This is a genomic window from Sandarakinorhabdus oryzae (assembly GCF_009733735.1).
In the GTDB taxonomy this organism is placed as follows: Bacteria; Pseudomonadota; Alphaproteobacteria; order Sphingomonadales; family Sphingomonadaceae; genus Sandarakinorhabdus; species Sandarakinorhabdus oryzae.
Genome location: NZ_WNJP01000011.1, coordinates 18,722 through 36,815 on the forward strand (window position 1 = coordinate 18,722; position 18,094 = coordinate 36,815).

The following is an 18,094-nucleotide window of genomic DNA, read 5'->3' on the forward strand; positions in this document are numbered from 1 at the left end:
GAGAGACACAGAGCCGCCGTCCGAAGAGCCAGAGGTTGGGCCTGAGACGCAGCCGATCTCGATGTATGATGCCGTCCGAGACGACGGAGACATCCATGGGCGGCATCGGATCAGGCGCCAGGCGATCATTTCACGCTGGTAAGGTTGAGGAGGAGCTGGCGCTCGATATTCGCGCCCTGCGGCGGCTGGGCGTCGTTAGAATCGGCGAGTGTGTGATCGACACAATTCGATGGTCTAGCGGCGGCCTAAGCGGCGTTTACGCGCGCCTTCGAACCGATCTCAGTGATTTTGCTCGTGGCGGGACACTAACGATCAGCATTGCAGCGCCTGATGTGGCTACCACCACCCAGGATGTTGCGATCGAAATGACCCCAACCCCCTTCGGCGGGCACCGATGCTTTTTTGTCTGCCCGATTAGTGGCGGGCGCTGCGAAGCCCTTTACTACATCTATGGCAGGTTTGGCTCGCGTAAGGCTCATAGGCTTAGCTATGCTGTGCAAGGCATGGATGCCTTGACCAGAGCGCGCCGAAAGGCAGCTAAGCTGCGTCGCAGACTGAAGGGCTTGGACAACCAACCACGGCCGCGAGGGCGCAACCGGATTGAGCTGGCAGAACGCCTTCAAATGGTAGAATCCCAAGTCCGGACGCTATACCTTGATCGGCTTAGTTCTCTGGTCGATCGGTCTGGTTCCCAACGGATGCCCCGCGACAGGACGTGACTAGACTAAGAGTCGCAATTTCATGGCTTTGGGCAAGCTGACCATCTGATTGTAAATCAGCAGGTCCTGCTGCCACCTACGATTCAAGGGAGGATCCCGGCTTCAAGTAGCCGAAATCAGCGAATTGGCGTTGCAGGCTTGTTCGGCGGGTTAAGAGCGCGGTACTCAGGGATCGCCTGTAGCACCTCATTTATGGCTTCGGGCTGAAACCCAAAGCCGAGCACAAGCGTCCAAAGGATCTCATACAAGAATCCCAAGCGATGGTCGGGATGTCTGTGCCAGCGCGCTTCGCAGGCCCCCAACGTCATGTCGTAGCGGTTCGCTTCTGGATCGAGGCGCCGAAACACATTGATCGCCCTTGGCTCGCCGCCCGTCTCATGCTGCTGACCAACGAAAACAGCGATGACCGCGTCCTCAAGCTCGATATCCTTCATGTCGCCCCTGCATCCTGTTCACCACGATCATGAATGGTGAACACGAAGAGAAACCGAGGGCTTTCTGGGATTTTTCCTGACACGCTTCTCCATGCCATCTTAATGGAAATGTCGGTCCCAACTTAAGGAGATGACCGACATGACGATTACCAAACTGACCAAGCCTACCACCGCGCCGGTTTCGGTCCTAAGGACCGCCACGGCTGCCAAAGCCGCGCCCGAAGTCAAAGCTGAGACATCAGTTGATATGGTCACCCTTGATCAGCTTGCCCGCGAAATGAAAATGCCGCCGCGTGATGCCCGCATGCTGCTGCGGTTGGCGGCAAAGCAGACGAAGACCTACCCCACATTAGGCAAGGAACACCTCGCCAGACAGCCATGGCAGTGGGCACCGGGTTCGAAGGCACTGGAAGAGGCCCGCAAGGCCTTATCCGCTGGCAACACCAACCCATGAAAAAAGGCCGAGACAACTGATCCCGGCCTTCATTACCCCTCAAACTGGCCGAAATGTCCCTACAGAGGGGTTTCGGCCAGTTTCCAGTGTCGCCTCCTCTTTTCGACGCCCATCCTGCGCGCAACCTTGCGGAGGGTGCTGGGATTGATTGATCGCCGGTCCCCTTCCGCAATTACATCCTTGACCGGCCGGGCTCCGTTGGCGAGTGCGCGCTTAAGGAACTGCTCCGCATCAACCCCTTCACTGGCAGGGCGCCCGGGCGGGTTGGGCTTTCGGCCAAGGTCGTTGGCCGTCAGATCAGTGGTCCCGCACCATACAAGCCGTGGCACACGTGTTTTGGTTTCACCGTCCAATGTGTAGAGACGGCTATCACCCCGGACAGATAGATTGTGCTTTGAATGGGCGAAGACCCTGATGTCTTCATCGTCAGGGTGCAAACCGATCATGGTCGAGGACCGGGCAGCAGCGGAGATATCAACCGACCCCAGGCCCCGATGGATGGCCTTGTCCTTGTCCGACTTGTTCAGGTGCCTAAGGCCAATGACTGTCACATTGTGGTCCCGCGCAAGCTCACCAAGGCGCGCCATGAACGGGCGCGTTTCATTTGCCTTGTTCATGTCCACGCCCTGCATGTAGGCTAGGAGAGGGTCAATTGAGATGACCTTGACCCCATTTACCTTGATGTGCTCCTCGATCAGCATGATCACGTCCTCATTGAGGGGCAGATATTTCATCACCCAGATGCGCGAAAGATCGCCGCCCATGCGCGTAAATCGCTGAAACAAAGTTGTCTCAGGATCGTCCTCGGCGCTTAGGAACAAGAATCCTTGTGGGTCCATGGCTTCTTGGCCTGGCAATGCCCTGCCTGACGACAAGAGCGCCGCGAGCCAACATAGGAAGTAGGTCTTACCCACATTCCCGTCGCCTTCGAGCAGGTTGACCGCGCCCCGCACAAAATAGGGCTTCCAAAGAAACTCTACTGCACGCGGCGTCACGTCGGACATCAGCGTGAATAGGCCCTCGTGTGCAGGGTCATATCGGCTGATGCTGCCCGCTATTGATTCCACTTCGCTAGTCGGCAAGGGTGGCTCGCAGAACTTGCGGTTGAAGGTATCAAGCAGGCTGAAAATCACTGGTTCGCTGTAGCCTTGCCGCCGAATCGATCCCGCAATCTGGGTCAGGCGGCTATTTCGCCCGCCCTTAGTAACTTTGATCGCCCCCGCCTCTTCCTGCGCCATGTCGCCTTTCCGTTTGGACCTGTTGCTGCGGTGCTTGCGAATGGCCTTCACCACCTCATTAGGCAGGTCCGCGATAGGTGCGCCGAAGTCCTTCGACGAGTAGATACCGCCATCAGGATGACGTGAACCGGGCAGCAGCACATAGCTGGACAGCAGGAAGTCCAAATCAACCGCAAACTTGATGACACTCCCGCCAAGGTTACCGGAGTAGCGGTAAAACCTGTGGCTGCCCTTCCTTGTCCGCGTTTTGCGCGTGGGAGGCAGCTTTGCCAACCGTTTGAGCGCTGTAGCGGCTTCGGGGCCATCTTCATCCACAACGCATATGCCAGAGCCTTTAAGGCCAGCCGCAAGATTGATCTCGCCGTCCTGCGCAAGCCAACGCTTCACTGTCTTGAGCGACTTGGTTGCGCTATTCAGGCCATGTGGTGAAAAGCGGGTGTCCGGGCTTTTGGAACGAGGTTTGATGGCAATAATGCCCATGCCAGCAGCAATCGCATTTTCAGCGATCTCTGCCAGCATAGCTGCCCGTTTAGAGAGCTTACTGGACATCTTACTTAACCTCCCGCCATCGAATACGGGTTTGCCGCAATGTTCCAGCGGGTACCGTGCCCACAAATGGATCTGGGACCTCGATTACAAACCGAAGCCTCAACTCATCGCATTGTGGGTGTGCTACCTCGAATACAAATCTGTACCAGTTCGCCTTCTCTTTCAGAGGCGAGATATGAACTTCGACAGGTCTGCCCACTTCCAATAAGTCGTGGCCCCCACTTTCACACGCCGAGGCCACTGCCCCTTTGCTTCGAGCCTCAACAGTGTTGAGTTGTCGAGCTTTACTCCTAGCCGACGAAGGCCGGCGCGATCGACGAGGAGAGGGTCTTCTGGCGGTATCATGACTCATAACTGCTCCATGTTGCCGGAGACGATCCTCCGGGGAGCGAGCTATCTATCTCCCTGGTTCAACTGCGGCTTCACAACTTTGTGAATCCAAATTCCGCAACCCTGTTTTGTTCCGCTTCAGGAAATCCAGAACTGTCTTTGCTACCTTCGATAGGTGAGAACCGTCGGGAATGTTTTGGTTTTGGGCTGGACACCAATCTCCGAGGTGCCTGACGATGGCGGCGTTCGTAGGCAGGCAATCTTGTTGCAACGTAAACATCCATGCCTCGTGGACGATCTTGTCCCATTCAAAGCTGTGCTTCTTGCGTGGCCTGCCCGCTTCTGGAAGCACTGCAATAAGCTCAGGCTCATCGACCCAGCACGGCTCCCAAGCATCATATTGGATCCTACAAGCCCCGCTCTGAAGGCATACGGCAAAAACGGGATCGGTAACCCAATGGAGGGGCAAATCCGTGATGCTGGATCCATCGTCCGTAAGCGCGTAAACCTTGACGCGCCCGCCCGTAATGTAGTCGTGAAGCAAGTCTTGGACATGCTTAGCCCGATCCCAGGCCTCCCGGTCGGGCGCTGCATCAGCACCAAATACCAGCACGGCTGGATCATTTTCAGACCAGTTAGAATGGTGAAATCGTTCACCAACCAGATTGGCAGCTGCGGCAAGACTGATCCGTCGATTCGTTGGCGGCGCGTTATTCACTAAGGCCATCAAGAAAGCTCCCCCAAGAATCCAAAGCGTCTCGTCGTTCGGCGTCATAGCCGTAGCGATTATATACTGCCGCAACGCCGCTGATGGTGCCAGATATGTGGTTCAATACCTTTTCCACAACATGCGGCGCGATCCCTGCCCTCGCCATTCCTGACGCCGCTGTGCGACGCAAGTCGTGGAGTCTCCAGTCCGATGTCTCGGACAGCGCGTGGATCTGCCGCAACGCCTTACTGAACCCGCTGATTGGTGACCGCCGCGTCGTGGTAAACACCCAATCACAACCGGCAAAGCGTGGGACAGCCGCCAGCAACCGCAGCGCATACTTGTTGAGCGGTACCAGGTGCGGTTTGCCGTTTTTGGACAGATCTGCCGGAATCACCCATTGCTTGGCCTCCAGATCGACTTGGCTCCACTTCATCTGTGAGACCTCGCCGCGTCGCTGACCTGTGGCCAGCAACAGAGGCACGAACTGGCAGAAGGGATACGAAAGCCCCGCGCATACCCGCAGCACGGCGCGCAGTTCATCATCCTGCAGCACCCGGTCGCGTGGGTGCTCTCGGGTCGGCGGCTTGGTGCCCTGCACCGGTGAGGCGTCCACAATACCGCGCTCTACGCACCAGTTGAACAGCTTGCGCAGGTTTGAATGGATACGGTTTGCCTGATAAGATGCCCCGCGCTCGATGGCGCCGTCCATTAGCTCCAGGATGTCGTGGCGCTTGATGTCACGAATATCGCGCTGTCCATACTGGCCTACGAACTCACGCCGCAGGATGCGCTCCGCCTCCTTCCAGCTGCGGTTGCGCGGGCGCGCATACTGACGAATGAAGTCATTGCAGATTGCCTCAACGCTCATCCCCGGCTGACGGCGACGCGCGGCAGGGTCAGTCCCCTCATCCACCAGCCGCAAGGCTTCGAGTGCTTTGGCGCGGGCTTCAGCGAGGGAAATGCGCGGATGAACGCCAAGCGGCAGTCGGCGTTGTTTCAAACCATAGCGATACTTGACCGTGTAGACCTTCCTGCCGGTCGGAAACACGCGAAGGCTGAAACCGGGGCACAGGATGTCATGGATTTCATACCGCTTCACCTGCGGCTTGAATGCATCGATTGCTTTTGCGCTAAGTGCTTTCCGCATGTGCCGTTCCCTTCAACGGCACCTCAATAATCATGGATTTCCGACTATCTCAAAGAAATTCCCATTCGTGCAATGGTTTGCAACAGTATGCTTCGAACTTCAACGATCTGCTTCGGGCTTGTCAGAAGCATCACACAGGTGACTGCAGCACCAGGTTGATGCAGACTGATTCGCATGATCATCGCTCCTGACGAGCCTGAGCCCGCAACGCTTGAGGAGGCATTGAAGGCCACTGTCATAAGGGTCTTCGACGGCGACGGTTTTCTTGCCCGTGTATGGAATCCCTTTAGGCAGGCATGGGTTGAACGCGTGCCGTTCCGCTTCGCGTTTATCGATGCCCCTGAAATGGGCCAGCCGTTCGGCCAGGAGTCGAAGGTTTTTCTGGAACGCCTAATCGCAGACAGGTCGCTGCGGCTGGACCCCGTTGGCAAAGAGTCAACAGGCTTTATCCCTGTCGACCCCTACAAGCGCATGCTCTGCATGGCCTTCTTGTCGGATCAGCTTGCGGCCGGCAAGGTCACCTACTTCATGAACCGAACGTGCAGTACGGGCACTGCGAGAAGCGCCCGCGCCGTCACCCGCAATGTTGAGCTGGAAATGGTCGTCAACGGCTGGGCATGGGTGACGCAGCAATATGCCTTTGACCGCGCAGACGACTATTTTGCGGCACAGGAAGATGCTCAGCACAGCAGACGCGGCCTTTGGGCGATGGACAAACCCGAACCACCATGGAGCTTCAAACGAAGGGAGAGGCAGCGCAAACTAAAGAGCGCCGGCCAAGGCAACTTGCTGTAGCCCCCCCCCGGTCCTTGGAACCAACTTCGAGCTGCGCGAGACGCACCAGCTGGTGCGCGATGGCCTGTAGATTTTTTGTCTAACGAAATTTCGCGCGGCCTAGGACTAATGGATACGTCCAGCAGCGAGAGCATTAGGCGGGGATGTCGTGGCCAAGAAACCTCAAGGCTTTGAGTGTCCTCCCGTTCACCGGTGGCCGATCAGGCGTCATCCATCCAACCAGCTCCATGACGCAGTTCTCACCGAACCGACCTAGTCGCCATTTCTCATCAAAAATGCAGTCGTAGGCTCGTTCGAGCATCAGCCCATCGCCGTGCAACAGGTATATGAGCGTTTCTTTTATATCGGTCAGGGTGTTCCGCTGCGCGAAATCGGCTTTAAGCCCCGGGAGGCCTCCAGATACGAAGCGCAGCATGTCATAAAAGGCATGACAGCCGCACAGCGTGTCAAACATTTCATCGTAGTCCATGGCCTCTATGGACGTGACCGATGTGAAGCCCTCTCGGAGGCGAGCGATGTTCCCAAGCTCCTCTTCAGCGTAGTACATATCGCCCGCTCTGGTATCGCCAACGTGCACCCAATCTTGAAGATAGTTGAGCGTGCGCTCGCGTCGCGCTGGCCGCTCAGCAAGCGAAGACTCTTTCCATGCATCACCAGGCGCGTGAATCAGTCGGGTCCAACCGAGGAAGCGATTGAGCTCAATCTCAACATCCCCACCGGCGAATTCGGGCCGCCTCAGGCCAGTTTCCAGCATGATGTCCTTCACTTCGCGGAAGGCTGGGATCACCCGCTCGTCATACTTCCTTCGCAGTTGCTCAAGGAAGGACCGTCGCTTGGACATCACCTCGCTTCCCGCCTTCGCGCTCGGCGGATCAACCTTACCCACATGCTTTGTGAGATGGCTTTCAAATTCCGCTTCTTCTTTCGGGTTGCCGATCAGGCGATAGGCAGCTTGATAGGCGGCCAATATCTCGCTCGTCATTGCGCCCGCGTGGTTCCAGAAAGTCTCGAACAGAGCCGGCAACTCCTCGAAGGCTGCATCACGATCTCTGTGAAGTACGATGGAAACCTCACGATTGGTCATTAAGCCGGCATTTGTGAGATTGGCGCTGCCAACCATAGCGCGATCATCTACTATGTAGAGTTTGGCGTGAAAGCCCCGACTTGTATAGTATCGCAGCGTCACGAGAGGGTCAGCCATTGCTTTGGCTACAACCGCTGGAGGTGTGACCGAGCACAACCGCACAATGAGCTTCACTTGGCAGCCACGCCTGGTCAGCTTCTCTATCGGTTCGTAGGTCGAAAAGAACGGACTCGCCAGCATGGCCGACGTCGCGCTGGGCGCCGTCAGCTCGAAAAAGTCCATGGTGTAGCCACTGGATTTGGAGTTTCCGTATGAATCTCTGAGTGTTGGCATGCTATTGTCCAACTAAGTATTCGATTGCGCCGCCGATTGGGGCGGGAGAGACTTCTCACGGTTTCTTGATAGGACAAGGCTAGCCAATGGCAAAGAGACACGTATTCGAGGCCACACTGGACATGGACTTCAGGTGGCCGATGGCAGGAGATGCACCTTTCATTTCGGCTGAGAATCCTGCGGAGAATGCCGTCATCGCGGAGGATGACTTCACCCGGTTGATACTCATGAAGGAGGGATATCGAAAGGCAGGGGATATTGCTGTTGCCCACTGCGACGCGAACCCTGCTGACCGAGATTCCCTAGTCTACCCGACAATCTTCAACTACAGACAGTTTATTGAGTTATCACTTAAGTATATGATTGCCACTTACGGCAGAACCGTTGGCATTAATCCAAACTGGAAGACTCATAGACTAGACGTCCTTTGGGCAACGTTTGCTGAAATGCTTCAAATATACGGCACACCTGATCCAGATGATGCCGATCCTATCGTAGCTTCTATTGTCGCAGAGTTTTCAAAAATCGACCCGAGGTCAGATGCGTATCGTTATCCTGTAGATCAGAAGGGAAGCCCACTGCCAATTGCATTTGCCGCAACGCACCTTCCAAACCTGGCGGATGTCATGGACGCTGTTGCATCATATTTTGAAGGCTGCGACGGTTTTCTGAGCGATATCCAAGGCGCGTCGCATTAGGCAACGGTGCGGGGTCCCAACGGGGCATCAGACGCATGCAATTGGCTGCTTCGGATTGCAACAGTCTGCTCCGCTCTGCAGCCGCCAAGTGATTATGTTCGCGTGCCCAGTGCAACGGGTTGCAACGATTTGCAACAGTTTTCCAAGGCCTTAAGGCCAGCTCTTAATCAGCGGGTCCCAGGTTCGAGCCCTGGTGCGTCCACCATTTTCGCTGTTTCCATGGCCGCCTTCCTGCAATGAAACCTAGCAGAGCGACTGTGTTCGGCTCGGTTGCGGCTGCGCGTTCGCTGGTCGAATCGCGGCGTCAGTCGTCTTGATCGTCCTATATCGGCACCGGCGTTGGCCTCTGCATTAAGCGCAAGTGTCCAGAGGGTTTCCGCATTGGCCACGCTGCGTGCCGGTTCGTCGGCTCGTCGCATTTCCCGTTCCAAAAGGACGATATCGCTCGCCGGCCAGGATGCTGCTGATAGACTCGGTGCGCCGGGGGGATCGGGTGTATGGGCGACATGCAACTTTGGTCGGTGGCGACCGCACGCGAATGGCAGGCCCGTGTGGGTTGGCAGGTTGGCTGCAACTTCACGCCGTCGTGCGCCATCAACCAGATCGAGATGTGGGGCAGCGCCAGCTTTGATCTGCATTGCATCGAGCGGGAGCTGGATCTGGCCGGCAGCCTCGGCCTCAATGCGCTCAGGGTTTATCTGCACGATCTGCTGTGGCTGGATGATGCCGAAGGCCTGCTGCAGCGCATCGATCTTTTACTGGCCGCAGCCCACCGCCGGGGCATTCGCGTCATGCTGGTGCTGTTCGACAGTTGCTGGAATGAAACGCCGCACTTGGGCCCTCAGCGCGCGCCGTTGCCGGGTGTGCACAACAGCGGCTGGGTGCAGTCCCCGGGCCCGGCCGTGCTTGCCGATCCTTCGCAGCATGGACGGCTGCAGGCCTATGTTGAAGGCGTTGTCGGGCGGTTTGCCCGTGACGACCGCGTGCTGGCCTGGGACATCTGGAACGAGCCGGACAACGGCCCCGATGTCTCGCTGTGCGACCCGGCCTCGCTGGCGGCCAAGGCCGCGCTGGTGTTGCCCCTGCTGAACCACGCTTTCGGCTGGGCGCGCCGCCAACGGCCGCAGCAACCGCTGACCAGCGGTGTCTGGCTGGGCGACTGGTCTGCCCCGCATCGCCTGTCGGACCTGCAGGCGACGCAGGTCGCCCAGTCCGACGTCATCTCGTTCCACAACTATGGCGACGCCGCGGATTTTGCTCGACGCATCACCTGGCTACAGGCCTTCGATCGCCCCTTGCTATGCACCGAATTCATGGCACGGCCCACCGGCAGCACGTTCGAGGCGATCCTGCCGATCGCGCTGGCCCAGGGTGTCGGCGCCTTCTGCTGGGGTCTGGTCAAGGGCAAGACCCAGACGCACCTGCCGTGGGACAGCTGGAACAATCCCTATCTGAACGGACCTGACGGGCCGTGGTTCCACGACATCTTCGATGCCGATGGCACGCCGCATGATGAAGCCGAGGTGGCCCTGATCCGCCGCCTGACCGGCGCCGGGCAGGCGTCGCATCAGACCGCCGCCGCCTGATTTTCCGGTGCATAAAATGGCCGACGGCGTGATTTTTGCCTGATTGAAGGGGCCTGTCGCTGTAGGGTCGCTCGTATCCGACCGCCAGGACCTGCTTGATGCCCGACCAGACTGCCCCCTTTGCCCGGTTTGCCCCGCCGTTGGCTCCCGCCTCTGCCTTGCGGCAGCGCATCACCGCGGCGTGCCGGACGCCAGAACCCGAGGCTGTCGCCGCACTCTTGCCCACCGCACAGATCGAGGCGCCGTTGCGCGATGCCGTGACCGCCACGGCCCGGCAGCTGGTCGCCGCCCTGCGCGCCAAGGGCCAGCAGGGCGGAGTGGAAGGCCTGGTGAAGGAATATTCGCTGTCCAGCCAGGAGGGCGTGGCGCTGATGTGCCTGGCCGAGGCCCTGCTGCGCATCCCCGACACCGAAACCCGGGACGCGCTGATCCGTGACAAGATCGCCGGCGGTGACTGGCGGGCGCACCTGGGCGACGGCAAGACCCTGTTCGTTAATGCCGCCACCTGGGGCCTGATGGTCACTGGCAAGCTGACCGCGAGCTTTGCCGAATCCGGGCTGGGTGCCGTGCTCACCCGCCTTATCGCCCGCGCCGGCGAGCCGGTGATCCGTCGCGGCATCGACATGGCGATGCAGATGATGGGCGATCAGTTCGTCACCGGCGAGACCATCGAGGAGGCCCTGCAGCGCGCCCGCCGGCTGGAAGCCAAGGGCTTTGCCTACAGCTATGACATGCTGGGCGAGGCGGCGACGACGATGGCCGATGCGGATCGCTATTTCGCCGATTATGAACATGCCATCCACGCCATTGGTGCGGCTGCGGCCGGGCGCAGCCTGTACGAAGCGCCGGGCATCTCGATCAAGCTATCAGCGCTGCACCCGCGTTATGCCCGGGCCCAGCTGGACCGGGTCGTGGGCGAGCTGCTGCCGCGGGTGCATGCCCTGGCGCGGCTGGCCCGGCATTATGGCATTGGTCTGAACATCGATGCCGAGGAGTCTGACCGCCTCGAACTTTCGCTCGATCTGCTCGAACATCTGGCGCTGGCGCCAGATCTCAAGGGCTGGGACGGGCTGGGCTTCGTCGTGCAGGCCTATGGAAAGCGTTGCCCCCATGTCATCGACTGGCTGATCGATCTGGCGCGGCGGTCGCAGCGGCGACTGATGGTGCGGCTGGTCAAGGGCGCCTATTGGGACAGCGAGATCAAGCGCGCCCAGGTTGATGGCCTGGCGGATTTCCCGGTGTTCACGCGCAAGGTCCACACCGATGTGTCCTACATCGCCTGTGCGCGCAAATTGCTGGCGGCGCGGGATGCGGTGTTCCCGCAGTTTGCCACCCACAATGCCCACACGCTGGCCGCCATCCATCACCTCGCCGGGCCGGATTTCCGGTTGGGCGATCATGAATTCCAGTGCCTGCACGGCATGGGCGAGGCGCTCTATGAAGAGGTGGTGGGCCCGGCAAAGCTGAACCGCCCGTGCCGCATCTATGCGCCGGTCGGCACGCACGAGACCCTGCTCGCCTATCTCGTGCGCCGCCTGCTCGAAAATGGCGCCAACAGCAGCTTCGTGCACCGCATCTGGGACGAGAATGTCGCGATCGATGAACTGGCCGCCGATCCGGTGGACGAGGCGCGCGCCATCGTGCCGCTGGGCGCGCCGCACCCGATCATTGCCCTGCCGCAGGCCATTTACAAAGATCGTCGCAATGCCAGCGGGCTCGATCTGGCCAGCGAGGCCACGCTGGCGGCCCTGACGGCGCAGTTGCAGGAAAGCGCCCACCACGACTGGAGCGCGGGCCCGCTGCTCGCCAGCCCGGCCCAGCCGGCCACGGCGCAACCGGTGCGCAACCCGGCAGACCGGCGCGACATCGTCGGCAGTGTCGCATTCGCCTCCACCGAAGATGTTGCGCACGCAGCGCAAACGGCGCAGGCCGCTGTTGCCGGTTGGGCCGCCGTGCCTGTCGCCCAGCGCGCCGCCGTACTCGAAGCCGCTGCCGACGCACTGGAAGCCAGGATGCCGCTACTGCTCGGCCTGATCATCCGCGAAGCCGGCAAGTCGACCGCAAACGCCATCGCCGAAGTGCGCGAGGCGGTGGATTTCCTGCGCTACTACGCCGTCCAGGCGCGCGACACGCTCAATGCCGACCACCGGCCGCTCGGCCCGGTGGTGTGTATCAGCCCGTGGAATTTCCCGCTGGCAATCTTCATGGGCCAAGTTGCCGCCGCGCTCGCCGCTGGCAATAGCGTGCTGGCCAAACCGGCCGAGGAAACCCCGCTGATCGCGGCCGAAGCCGTGCACATCCTCCACAACGCCGGCGTGCCCGCCGATGTGCTGCAGTTCGTTCCCGGCGATGGCACGGTTGGCGCGGCGCTGGTGGCGCGGCCGGAGATTGCCGCAGTGATGTTCACCGGCTCCACCGAGGTTGCCAAGCTGATCCAGCGCGAACTGGGCCGCCATGCCACACACGATGGCCGCCCGATCCCGCTGATTGCCGAGACCGGCGGCCAGAATGCGATGATCGTCGACAGTTCGGCGCTGTCGGAACAGGTGACCGCCGACGTCATTGCCTCGGCCTTTGACAGCGCCGGCCAGCGCTGTTCGGCGCTGCGCATCCTGTGCCTGCAGGAGGACATTGCCGACCGCCAGCTCGCCATGCTGAAGGGCGCCCTCGCCGAACTGCGCATCGGCAATCCCGACCGGCTGAGCATCGACGTCGGCCCGGTGATTACGGAAGAGGCGAAGCAGACCATCACCGCCCACATCGACCAGATGCGCCGCCTTGGCTGCCCGGTGCACCAGCTGCCGCTTCCCGACGATACGCAACACGGCAGCTTCGTGCCGCCCACCATCATCGAGATCGACAGCATCGCCCAGCTCAGCCGCGAAGTGTTCGGCCCCGTGCTGCATGTCGTGCGCTTTGCCCGCGAGGAGATGGGGGCGCTGATCGATGCCATCAATGCCACCGGCTATGGCCTCACCTTTGGGCTGCACACGCGGCTCGATGAAACCATCGCCGAGGTGACGGCGCGGGTGGTGGCCGGCAATCTCTATATCAACCGCAACATCATCGGCGCCGTGGTCGGCGTGCAGCCCTTTGGCGGGCGCGGCCTGTCGGGCACCGGGCCCAAGGCCGGCGGGCCGCTCTATCTGGGGCGGCTGGTTGATCGTGAGCCGCTGACCGGCCTTGCCGGCGACAGCAGGCGCGATCCGGCCGCCGCGGCGCTGGCTGACTGGCTGCGCAGCAATGGCCTGGCGCCCAGCGCTGATGCGGTGGAGGCCGCGATAGCTGACAGCCTGAATGGCGGTACGCGCGATCTGCCCGGCCCGGTGGGCGAGACCAATCTTTATGCGCTGCATCCGCGGGGGCATGTGCTGCTGGTGCCGGCCACCGCGGAAGGCCTTGCCGTCCAGATCGGCACCGCGCTTGCCGCCGGCAACCGCGCGACCATCATCTGGCCGGGCGCCCGCCCTGCGCCGTTCGACCAGCTGCCGCCGCTGGTGGCGGACCGGCTTGTGTGGCGGCACGACCTGCCGGAACAGGCCGACTTTGCCGCCGTTCTGATCGAGCCGCCGGCTGCGCCCGGGCTGATCGAGCGGCTGACCAGTCTGCCCGGCCCGATCCCGATCATGCAGGTCGCCGACAGCCAGGGCCATTATCGCCGCGACTGGCTGGTTGAGGAGGTTTCCACCTCGATCAACGTCACGGCGGCCGGCGGCAATGCCAGCCTGATGGCCCTCGTCTAGCCGTTGAACGCCGCCACCGCGTGGTGGCGGGCGATCAGGAAGGCATCGGCGACCAGCCGCAGCGGCGTCACGTCGACATCGCTGGCGCCGGCGCGCACCAGTTCGACGAAGCGCGCATAGAGACGCGGATATTCCTGTTCCGGTTCTGCCGGCTGCGGGCCGTTCGGCAGGTGCAGGCGATTGCCGCCTTCGGCCAGAACCAGGCGGCCGCGCGCAGTGTCGGCGATGATGTCCCACGACGGCGGGCCGCTCTGGCGGAAGTCGAATTCGGCCGTGATCGGCACGCCCGATGCCGTCGCCAGCTGCAGGCGGGCGGCGATCGGGGCCGCACAATTGGCCGGCACGTCGAGATCGGCTGACAGCATCCGCACCGGCTCCGGCAATATGGCGGTGAGGATCGACAGCGCATTGATGCCGGGATCGAACACGCCAAAGCCGCCCGGTTCCCACAGCCAGGTCTGGCCCGGATGCCAGACATTGGCATCTTCCTTCCAGGCGATGTGAACGGCGCGGATATCGGCCGCTGCCAGCCAGTCACGCGCCGCATCGACCGCCGCCGCCGCCCGCGAATGCCAGGAGGCAAACAGGGTAACGCCCATTTCCTGCGCCAGGGCCGCCAGCGCCTCCACTTCCGACAGGGTCGCCCCCGGCGGCTTTTCGAGGAAGACATGGCAGCCGGCGAGCAACGCCGCGCGCCCGGCGGCAAAGCGCGCCTGTGGCGGCTGGCACAGCACCACCGCATCCAGCCTGACTTCGGCCAGCATGGCTTCGATAGTGGGGTAGTTGGCAACGCCCTGTGCCTGCGCATTGCGGCTGGCAACGGCGACCAGATCGATGCCCGGCGTTTGCGCGATGGCCGGCAGATGCTGATCCCGCGCGATCTTGCCCAGCCCGACCAGCCCCAGCCGGATCGCGCTCATGACGGCACGCCTTGACGTTTCAGCAGGATGGGAACAACGGCGCGCATCCTGTTGATCTATGGCCGCCCACGGGTCCCGTCAATCGCCGGCACCGGGCAATGGTGATTGACTTCACCGCCCCTGCTCTTCACACTTTTTTCAGGATGCATGGGGGAAGAGCGCGGATGCGAATGCAGGCCATCCTCTGGTCGGCAGCCTTGCTGGCGGCGCTGGCCGCGCCGGCAACCGCCCAAGCGCCGGCAGCAGCCGTGGTGAAGCCCAAGATCATCGTGCAGGCGATGGGTGAAGGCGGCTTCGACGTCGCGGCCTGGTCGGCGGACAGCCGCTTCATCTTCACGGCGTCGGGCCTGCTGCGCGAATTGCTGGTGTGGGACGCGGCCAGCGGCGTGATCGTCGATCGCGTGCGGCTGCCGTCCAACCCCAAGTCGCTCGGCGAGTTCATGAAGCTTGACCGGATGCAGTTGCTGCCCGATGGCCGCACACTGCGGCTGGATGGCGAAGTGCTTGATCCGGAAAGCGCCGATCTGCGCGCCGGCCGCGCCTATCAGATCGACATCTTCACCCGCCAGGTCAGCATGGTGGCGCCGCGCCCGCTGCGTCCCTTGCCGGCCGGCCAGAACTGGCAGACCACCACCCAGTTGTGGATGAAGGCCCTGGGCACCATCCACAGCGGCATGACCGAAATGGCCCCGGCCGACGCGCTGCGATTGCTGCCAGCGGCGCCGCGTTCGCCCGATGGCCGCTGGCAGATCGAACGCGCTCTGCTTGGCTTCACGCTGCGCGACAGCACCGGCAGCGTGCGCGAGCTGGCGCCGGCCAAGACCGTCCTGGGCGGCATCGACGATGCCGAACTGTCGCCCGACGACAAGCGCCTCGCCTTCCTGTCGCTGCAGGGCGACGACAGCCTGGGCGCGGACTCGTCGCAGGTCTTCCTTTTCGATCTCACCGTCGGCCGCTTCCTGACGCCGGTGACGCTGAAGGGCGATTACGACCAGGTGCGCTGGATCAATCCCAACCAATATTATGTGCTGGCGCAGGACAGCAGTGATGACCCGTTGGACGATGCCGCCCCCGGCCTGCCGCCGCCGGCCCTGCTGATCGACGCGGCCAGCGGCCAGACCGTGCGCTCGGCGCCAGCGCGCTGCTTCATGGCGGTGCTGCCCGATGGCGGCCTGGTTGGTGCCGGGCTGGCCAACTGCCGCAGCAATGCCGGTACGGACCGCACGCTGCAGCGCCTGGTGGAGGGGAAATGGCGGCCGCTGCCGGGGCTGGAGCTGGAAAGGGGCGCCTATGTGCGCCTGCTGGCGACCAGCCCGAAAGGCGACCGGCTGGCCGTGGTGGTGCGCGCCGCAGCCGGCAACGGCGGCATCGCCATCATCAACGCCCAGACCGGTGCCATCGAAAAGAGCACCGGCCTGACCAAGGACATCAGCCCCACCCGCATCGGCTTCACGCCCGATGGCCAGCGCGTCTGGTTTGCCGGCAATGCCTCGGTGCTGGAATGGCAGCTCGATCAGCCGCAGCCTGATCCCGAAAAGCCGATCACCCGGGAATTTTCGGTGCGCTCGCTGCTGCCGACCAGTTTTGCCAGCCAGGGCAACCGCCTGCTGATCGGCGGCGCCTTTGAAGAGCGGATCCAGGCCGTCGATCTGGTCAGCGGCGGCGCCCTGCCGGCCATCGATTTTCCCGGCGCCACCTCGGTCGGCTTCATGCGAACCCGCCCGATCCTGTGGGCGGCCAGCAGCAATGACGGCCTGAGGCTGTGGAACAGCCGTACCGGCGAGGAATTGATGACCATCATGCTGCTGCCCGGTCAGCGGTTCGTGGTGGTCGCCGCCGATGGCCGTTACGACACCAATCTTGGCCCCGATTCCGAAAGCTTTCGCTGGCTGATGTCCGACGAGCCGTTCACATCGCTGGCCCCGCAGACGCTGATGCGCGATTATTACGAGCCGCAGCTGATCACCAAGCTGATGGACTGCACGCTGGCCGGCACCTGTGCGCGCGTGCTGCACCCGGTACCGCCGGTCGCCGGGCTCAACCGATTATTGCCAGAGGTGCGCATCACCGATGTGCAGCCAGCCGACACGCCAGGGCAGGTGGTGGTGCAGGTCGAGGCGCGCGAGACGCGCGATGCTGCGCGCGGCCGGCGCTCTGGCCTGTTCAACGTCAAGCTGCTGCTCGACAATCGCCAGATCGAGCAGGATCCGCCGCATTTCCAGCAGAAGCCCAGCCCGACCCTGACCGAGTGGCGCGAATTGAACCAGCTTGAGGATGTCGATGCCGCCGGACTCTGGACGCGCCGGTTCCAGGTGGATGTGCCCACCCACAACGCCGGCAAGCCGATGGAATTTGCCGCCTATGCCTTCAACAGCGACCGGGTGAAGAGCAATACGGCGCGGCGGCGCTGGGTTCCGCCCGCCAACACCACCCCGGCCCGGCCGCGCCGCGCCTGGGTGCTGACCATTGGCGTCAATGATTATGCCGAACGCCGGCTCGACCTCAATTTTGCCGTGCCCGATGCGCGGATGATTGCCAGCCGCCTCGCCGCCATTCCCGGCTATGAGATGCGGCACATCAGCCTGACCAGCGCGCCCGCTGCCGATGGCCAGCCGGCGCGGCAGGTGACACGCGCCGATGTGCTGGGCGTGCTCGGTTTCCTGTCGGGCTTTCCACCGGAAATGGAGCAGGCCATCCGCCTGCAAGACGTGCACAAGCTGCGCAACCTTGAACAGACCACCCCGGATGACATCGTCATCATCAGCTTTTCGGGCCACGGCTTTGCCAGTGCCACCGGCCAGTTTGCGCTGGTGCCGTCCGATGCACGCTGGCCGGTGAGCGCGACAGCGCCGGACCCGCGTTCGGTGATTTCGGCCGAGGATCTTACCATCTGGCTCGGCTTCATGCAGGCCAGCGAGATCGCCTTCATCATTGATGCCTGCCATTCGGGCGCGGCGGTGAACACGCCCAATTTCAAGCCTGGCCCGATGGGCGATTCCAGCCTGGGCCAGCTGGCTTTCGACAAGGGGCTGCGCATCCTGGCAGCCACCCAGGCCGATGACGTTGCACTGGAAAATGCCGCGCTGGCCCAGGGTTTTCTCACCGCTGCGCTCGGCGAGGGCCTGACCGACAGCGGCGGACCGGCCGATCTCGACCGCGACGGCAAGGTGCTGCTCGATGAATGGCTGCGTTATGCCGTGGCGCGGCTGCCGTCGCTGGAGGAGGAGGTGCGGCGCGGCGGCGGCGCCATGGCGGCACGCGGCGTGCGCCTGGTGATGCGCGCGCCGGCCGCCGCGCCGCCGAAGTCGCAGGAGCCCAGCCTGTTCGATTTCAACGCCGCACCATCGCCAGT

At 62.1% G+C, this 18,094-nt stretch carries 12 protein-coding genes; 6 read left to right on the forward strand and 6 right to left on the reverse strand.

The window, feature by feature from the left end:
* Positions 1-835: 835 nt before the first annotated feature.
* Positions 836-1,153 carry a hypothetical protein gene (locus GJ693_RS02315; RefSeq protein ID WP_156254725.1) on the reverse strand — a complete coding sequence of 106 codons (318 nt, stop codon included), beginning with the start codon at positions 1,151-1,153 and terminating at the stop codon, positions 836-838.
* A 130-nt stretch (positions 1,154-1,283) separates the two neighbouring features.
* On the opposite strand from GJ693_RS02315, the gene GJ693_RS02320 reads away from it, so the two are divergent.
* Complete coding sequence (locus tag GJ693_RS02320) at positions 1,284-1,607, forward strand: hypothetical protein (protein ID WP_156254726.1); 324 nt, start codon at positions 1,284-1,286, stop codon at positions 1,605-1,607.
* 59 nt (positions 1,608-1,666) lie between these two features.
* Here the strand turns inward: GJ693_RS02320 and GJ693_RS02325 are convergent, their stop codons facing one another.
* From GJ693_RS02325 to GJ693_RS02335, 3 genes are all read right to left on the reverse strand, one after another.
* Positions 1,667-3,394, reverse strand: coding sequence for an AAA family ATPase (locus GJ693_RS02325; protein WP_156254727.1), 1,728 nt, complete (start codon positions 3,392-3,394; stop codon positions 1,667-1,669).
* 397 nt (positions 3,395-3,791) lie between these two features.
* Positions 3,792-4,451, reverse strand: a complete 660-nt coding sequence (locus tag GJ693_RS02330; RefSeq protein ID WP_197041903.1) for a hypothetical protein — start codon at positions 4,449-4,451, stop codon at positions 3,792-3,794.
* Positions 4,435-5,583 (reverse strand): tyrosine-type recombinase/integrase, encoded by a 1,149-nt coding sequence (locus GJ693_RS02335; protein WP_156254729.1) that lies wholly within the window; start codon positions 5,581-5,583, stop codon positions 4,435-4,437. Before GJ693_RS02335 ends, GJ693_RS02330 begins: the two co-directional genes overlap by 17 nt.
* Positions 5,584-5,757: 174 nt before the next feature.
* Between GJ693_RS02335 and GJ693_RS02340 the strand changes: the two genes are divergently transcribed.
* Positions 5,758-6,378, forward strand: coding sequence for a thermonuclease family protein (locus tag GJ693_RS02340; protein WP_156254730.1), 621 nt, complete (start codon positions 5,758-5,760; stop codon positions 6,376-6,378).
* Positions 6,379-6,511: 133 nt separating this feature from the next.
* Here the strand turns inward: GJ693_RS02340 and GJ693_RS02345 are convergent, their stop codons facing one another.
* Entirely contained in the window at positions 6,512-7,744 is a 1,233-nt protein-coding gene (locus GJ693_RS02345; protein ID WP_197041904.1) for a phospholipase D family protein, read from the reverse strand.
* 137 nt (positions 7,745-7,881) lie between these two features.
* Between GJ693_RS02345 and GJ693_RS02350 the strand changes: the two genes are divergently transcribed.
* From GJ693_RS02350 to putA, 3 genes are all read left to right on the forward strand, one after another.
* Positions 7,882-8,493 carry a hypothetical protein gene (locus GJ693_RS02350; protein WP_156254732.1) on the forward strand — a complete coding sequence of 204 codons (612 nt, stop codon included), beginning with the start codon at positions 7,882-7,884 and terminating at the stop codon, positions 8,491-8,493.
* Positions 8,494-8,990: 497 nt separating this feature from the next.
* Positions 8,991-10,079 (forward strand): glycoside hydrolase 5 family protein, encoded by a 1,089-nt coding sequence (locus tag GJ693_RS02355; protein WP_156254733.1) that lies wholly within the window; start codon positions 8,991-8,993, stop codon positions 10,077-10,079.
* A gap of 98 nt (positions 10,080-10,177) precedes the next feature.
* Positions 10,178-13,822, forward strand: coding sequence for a trifunctional transcriptional regulator/proline dehydrogenase/L-glutamate gamma-semialdehyde dehydrogenase (gene putA, locus GJ693_RS02360; protein WP_156254734.1), 3,645 nt, complete (start codon positions 10,178-10,180; stop codon positions 13,820-13,822).
* On the opposite strand, the gene GJ693_RS02365 is transcribed toward putA, so the two are convergent.
* Positions 13,819-14,742 carry a Gfo/Idh/MocA family protein gene (locus tag GJ693_RS02365; protein ID WP_156254735.1) on the reverse strand — a complete coding sequence of 308 codons (924 nt, stop codon included), beginning with the start codon at positions 14,740-14,742 and terminating at the stop codon, positions 13,819-13,821. The two genes, putA and GJ693_RS02365, sit on opposite strands and share 4 nt — an antisense overlap.
* 170 nt (positions 14,743-14,912) lie before the next feature.
* On the opposite strand from GJ693_RS02365, the gene GJ693_RS02370 reads away from it, so the two are divergent.
* Positions 14,913-18,094: caspase family protein (locus GJ693_RS02370; protein WP_197041905.1), on the forward strand; the 3,182-nt coding region annotated here is incomplete at its 3' end.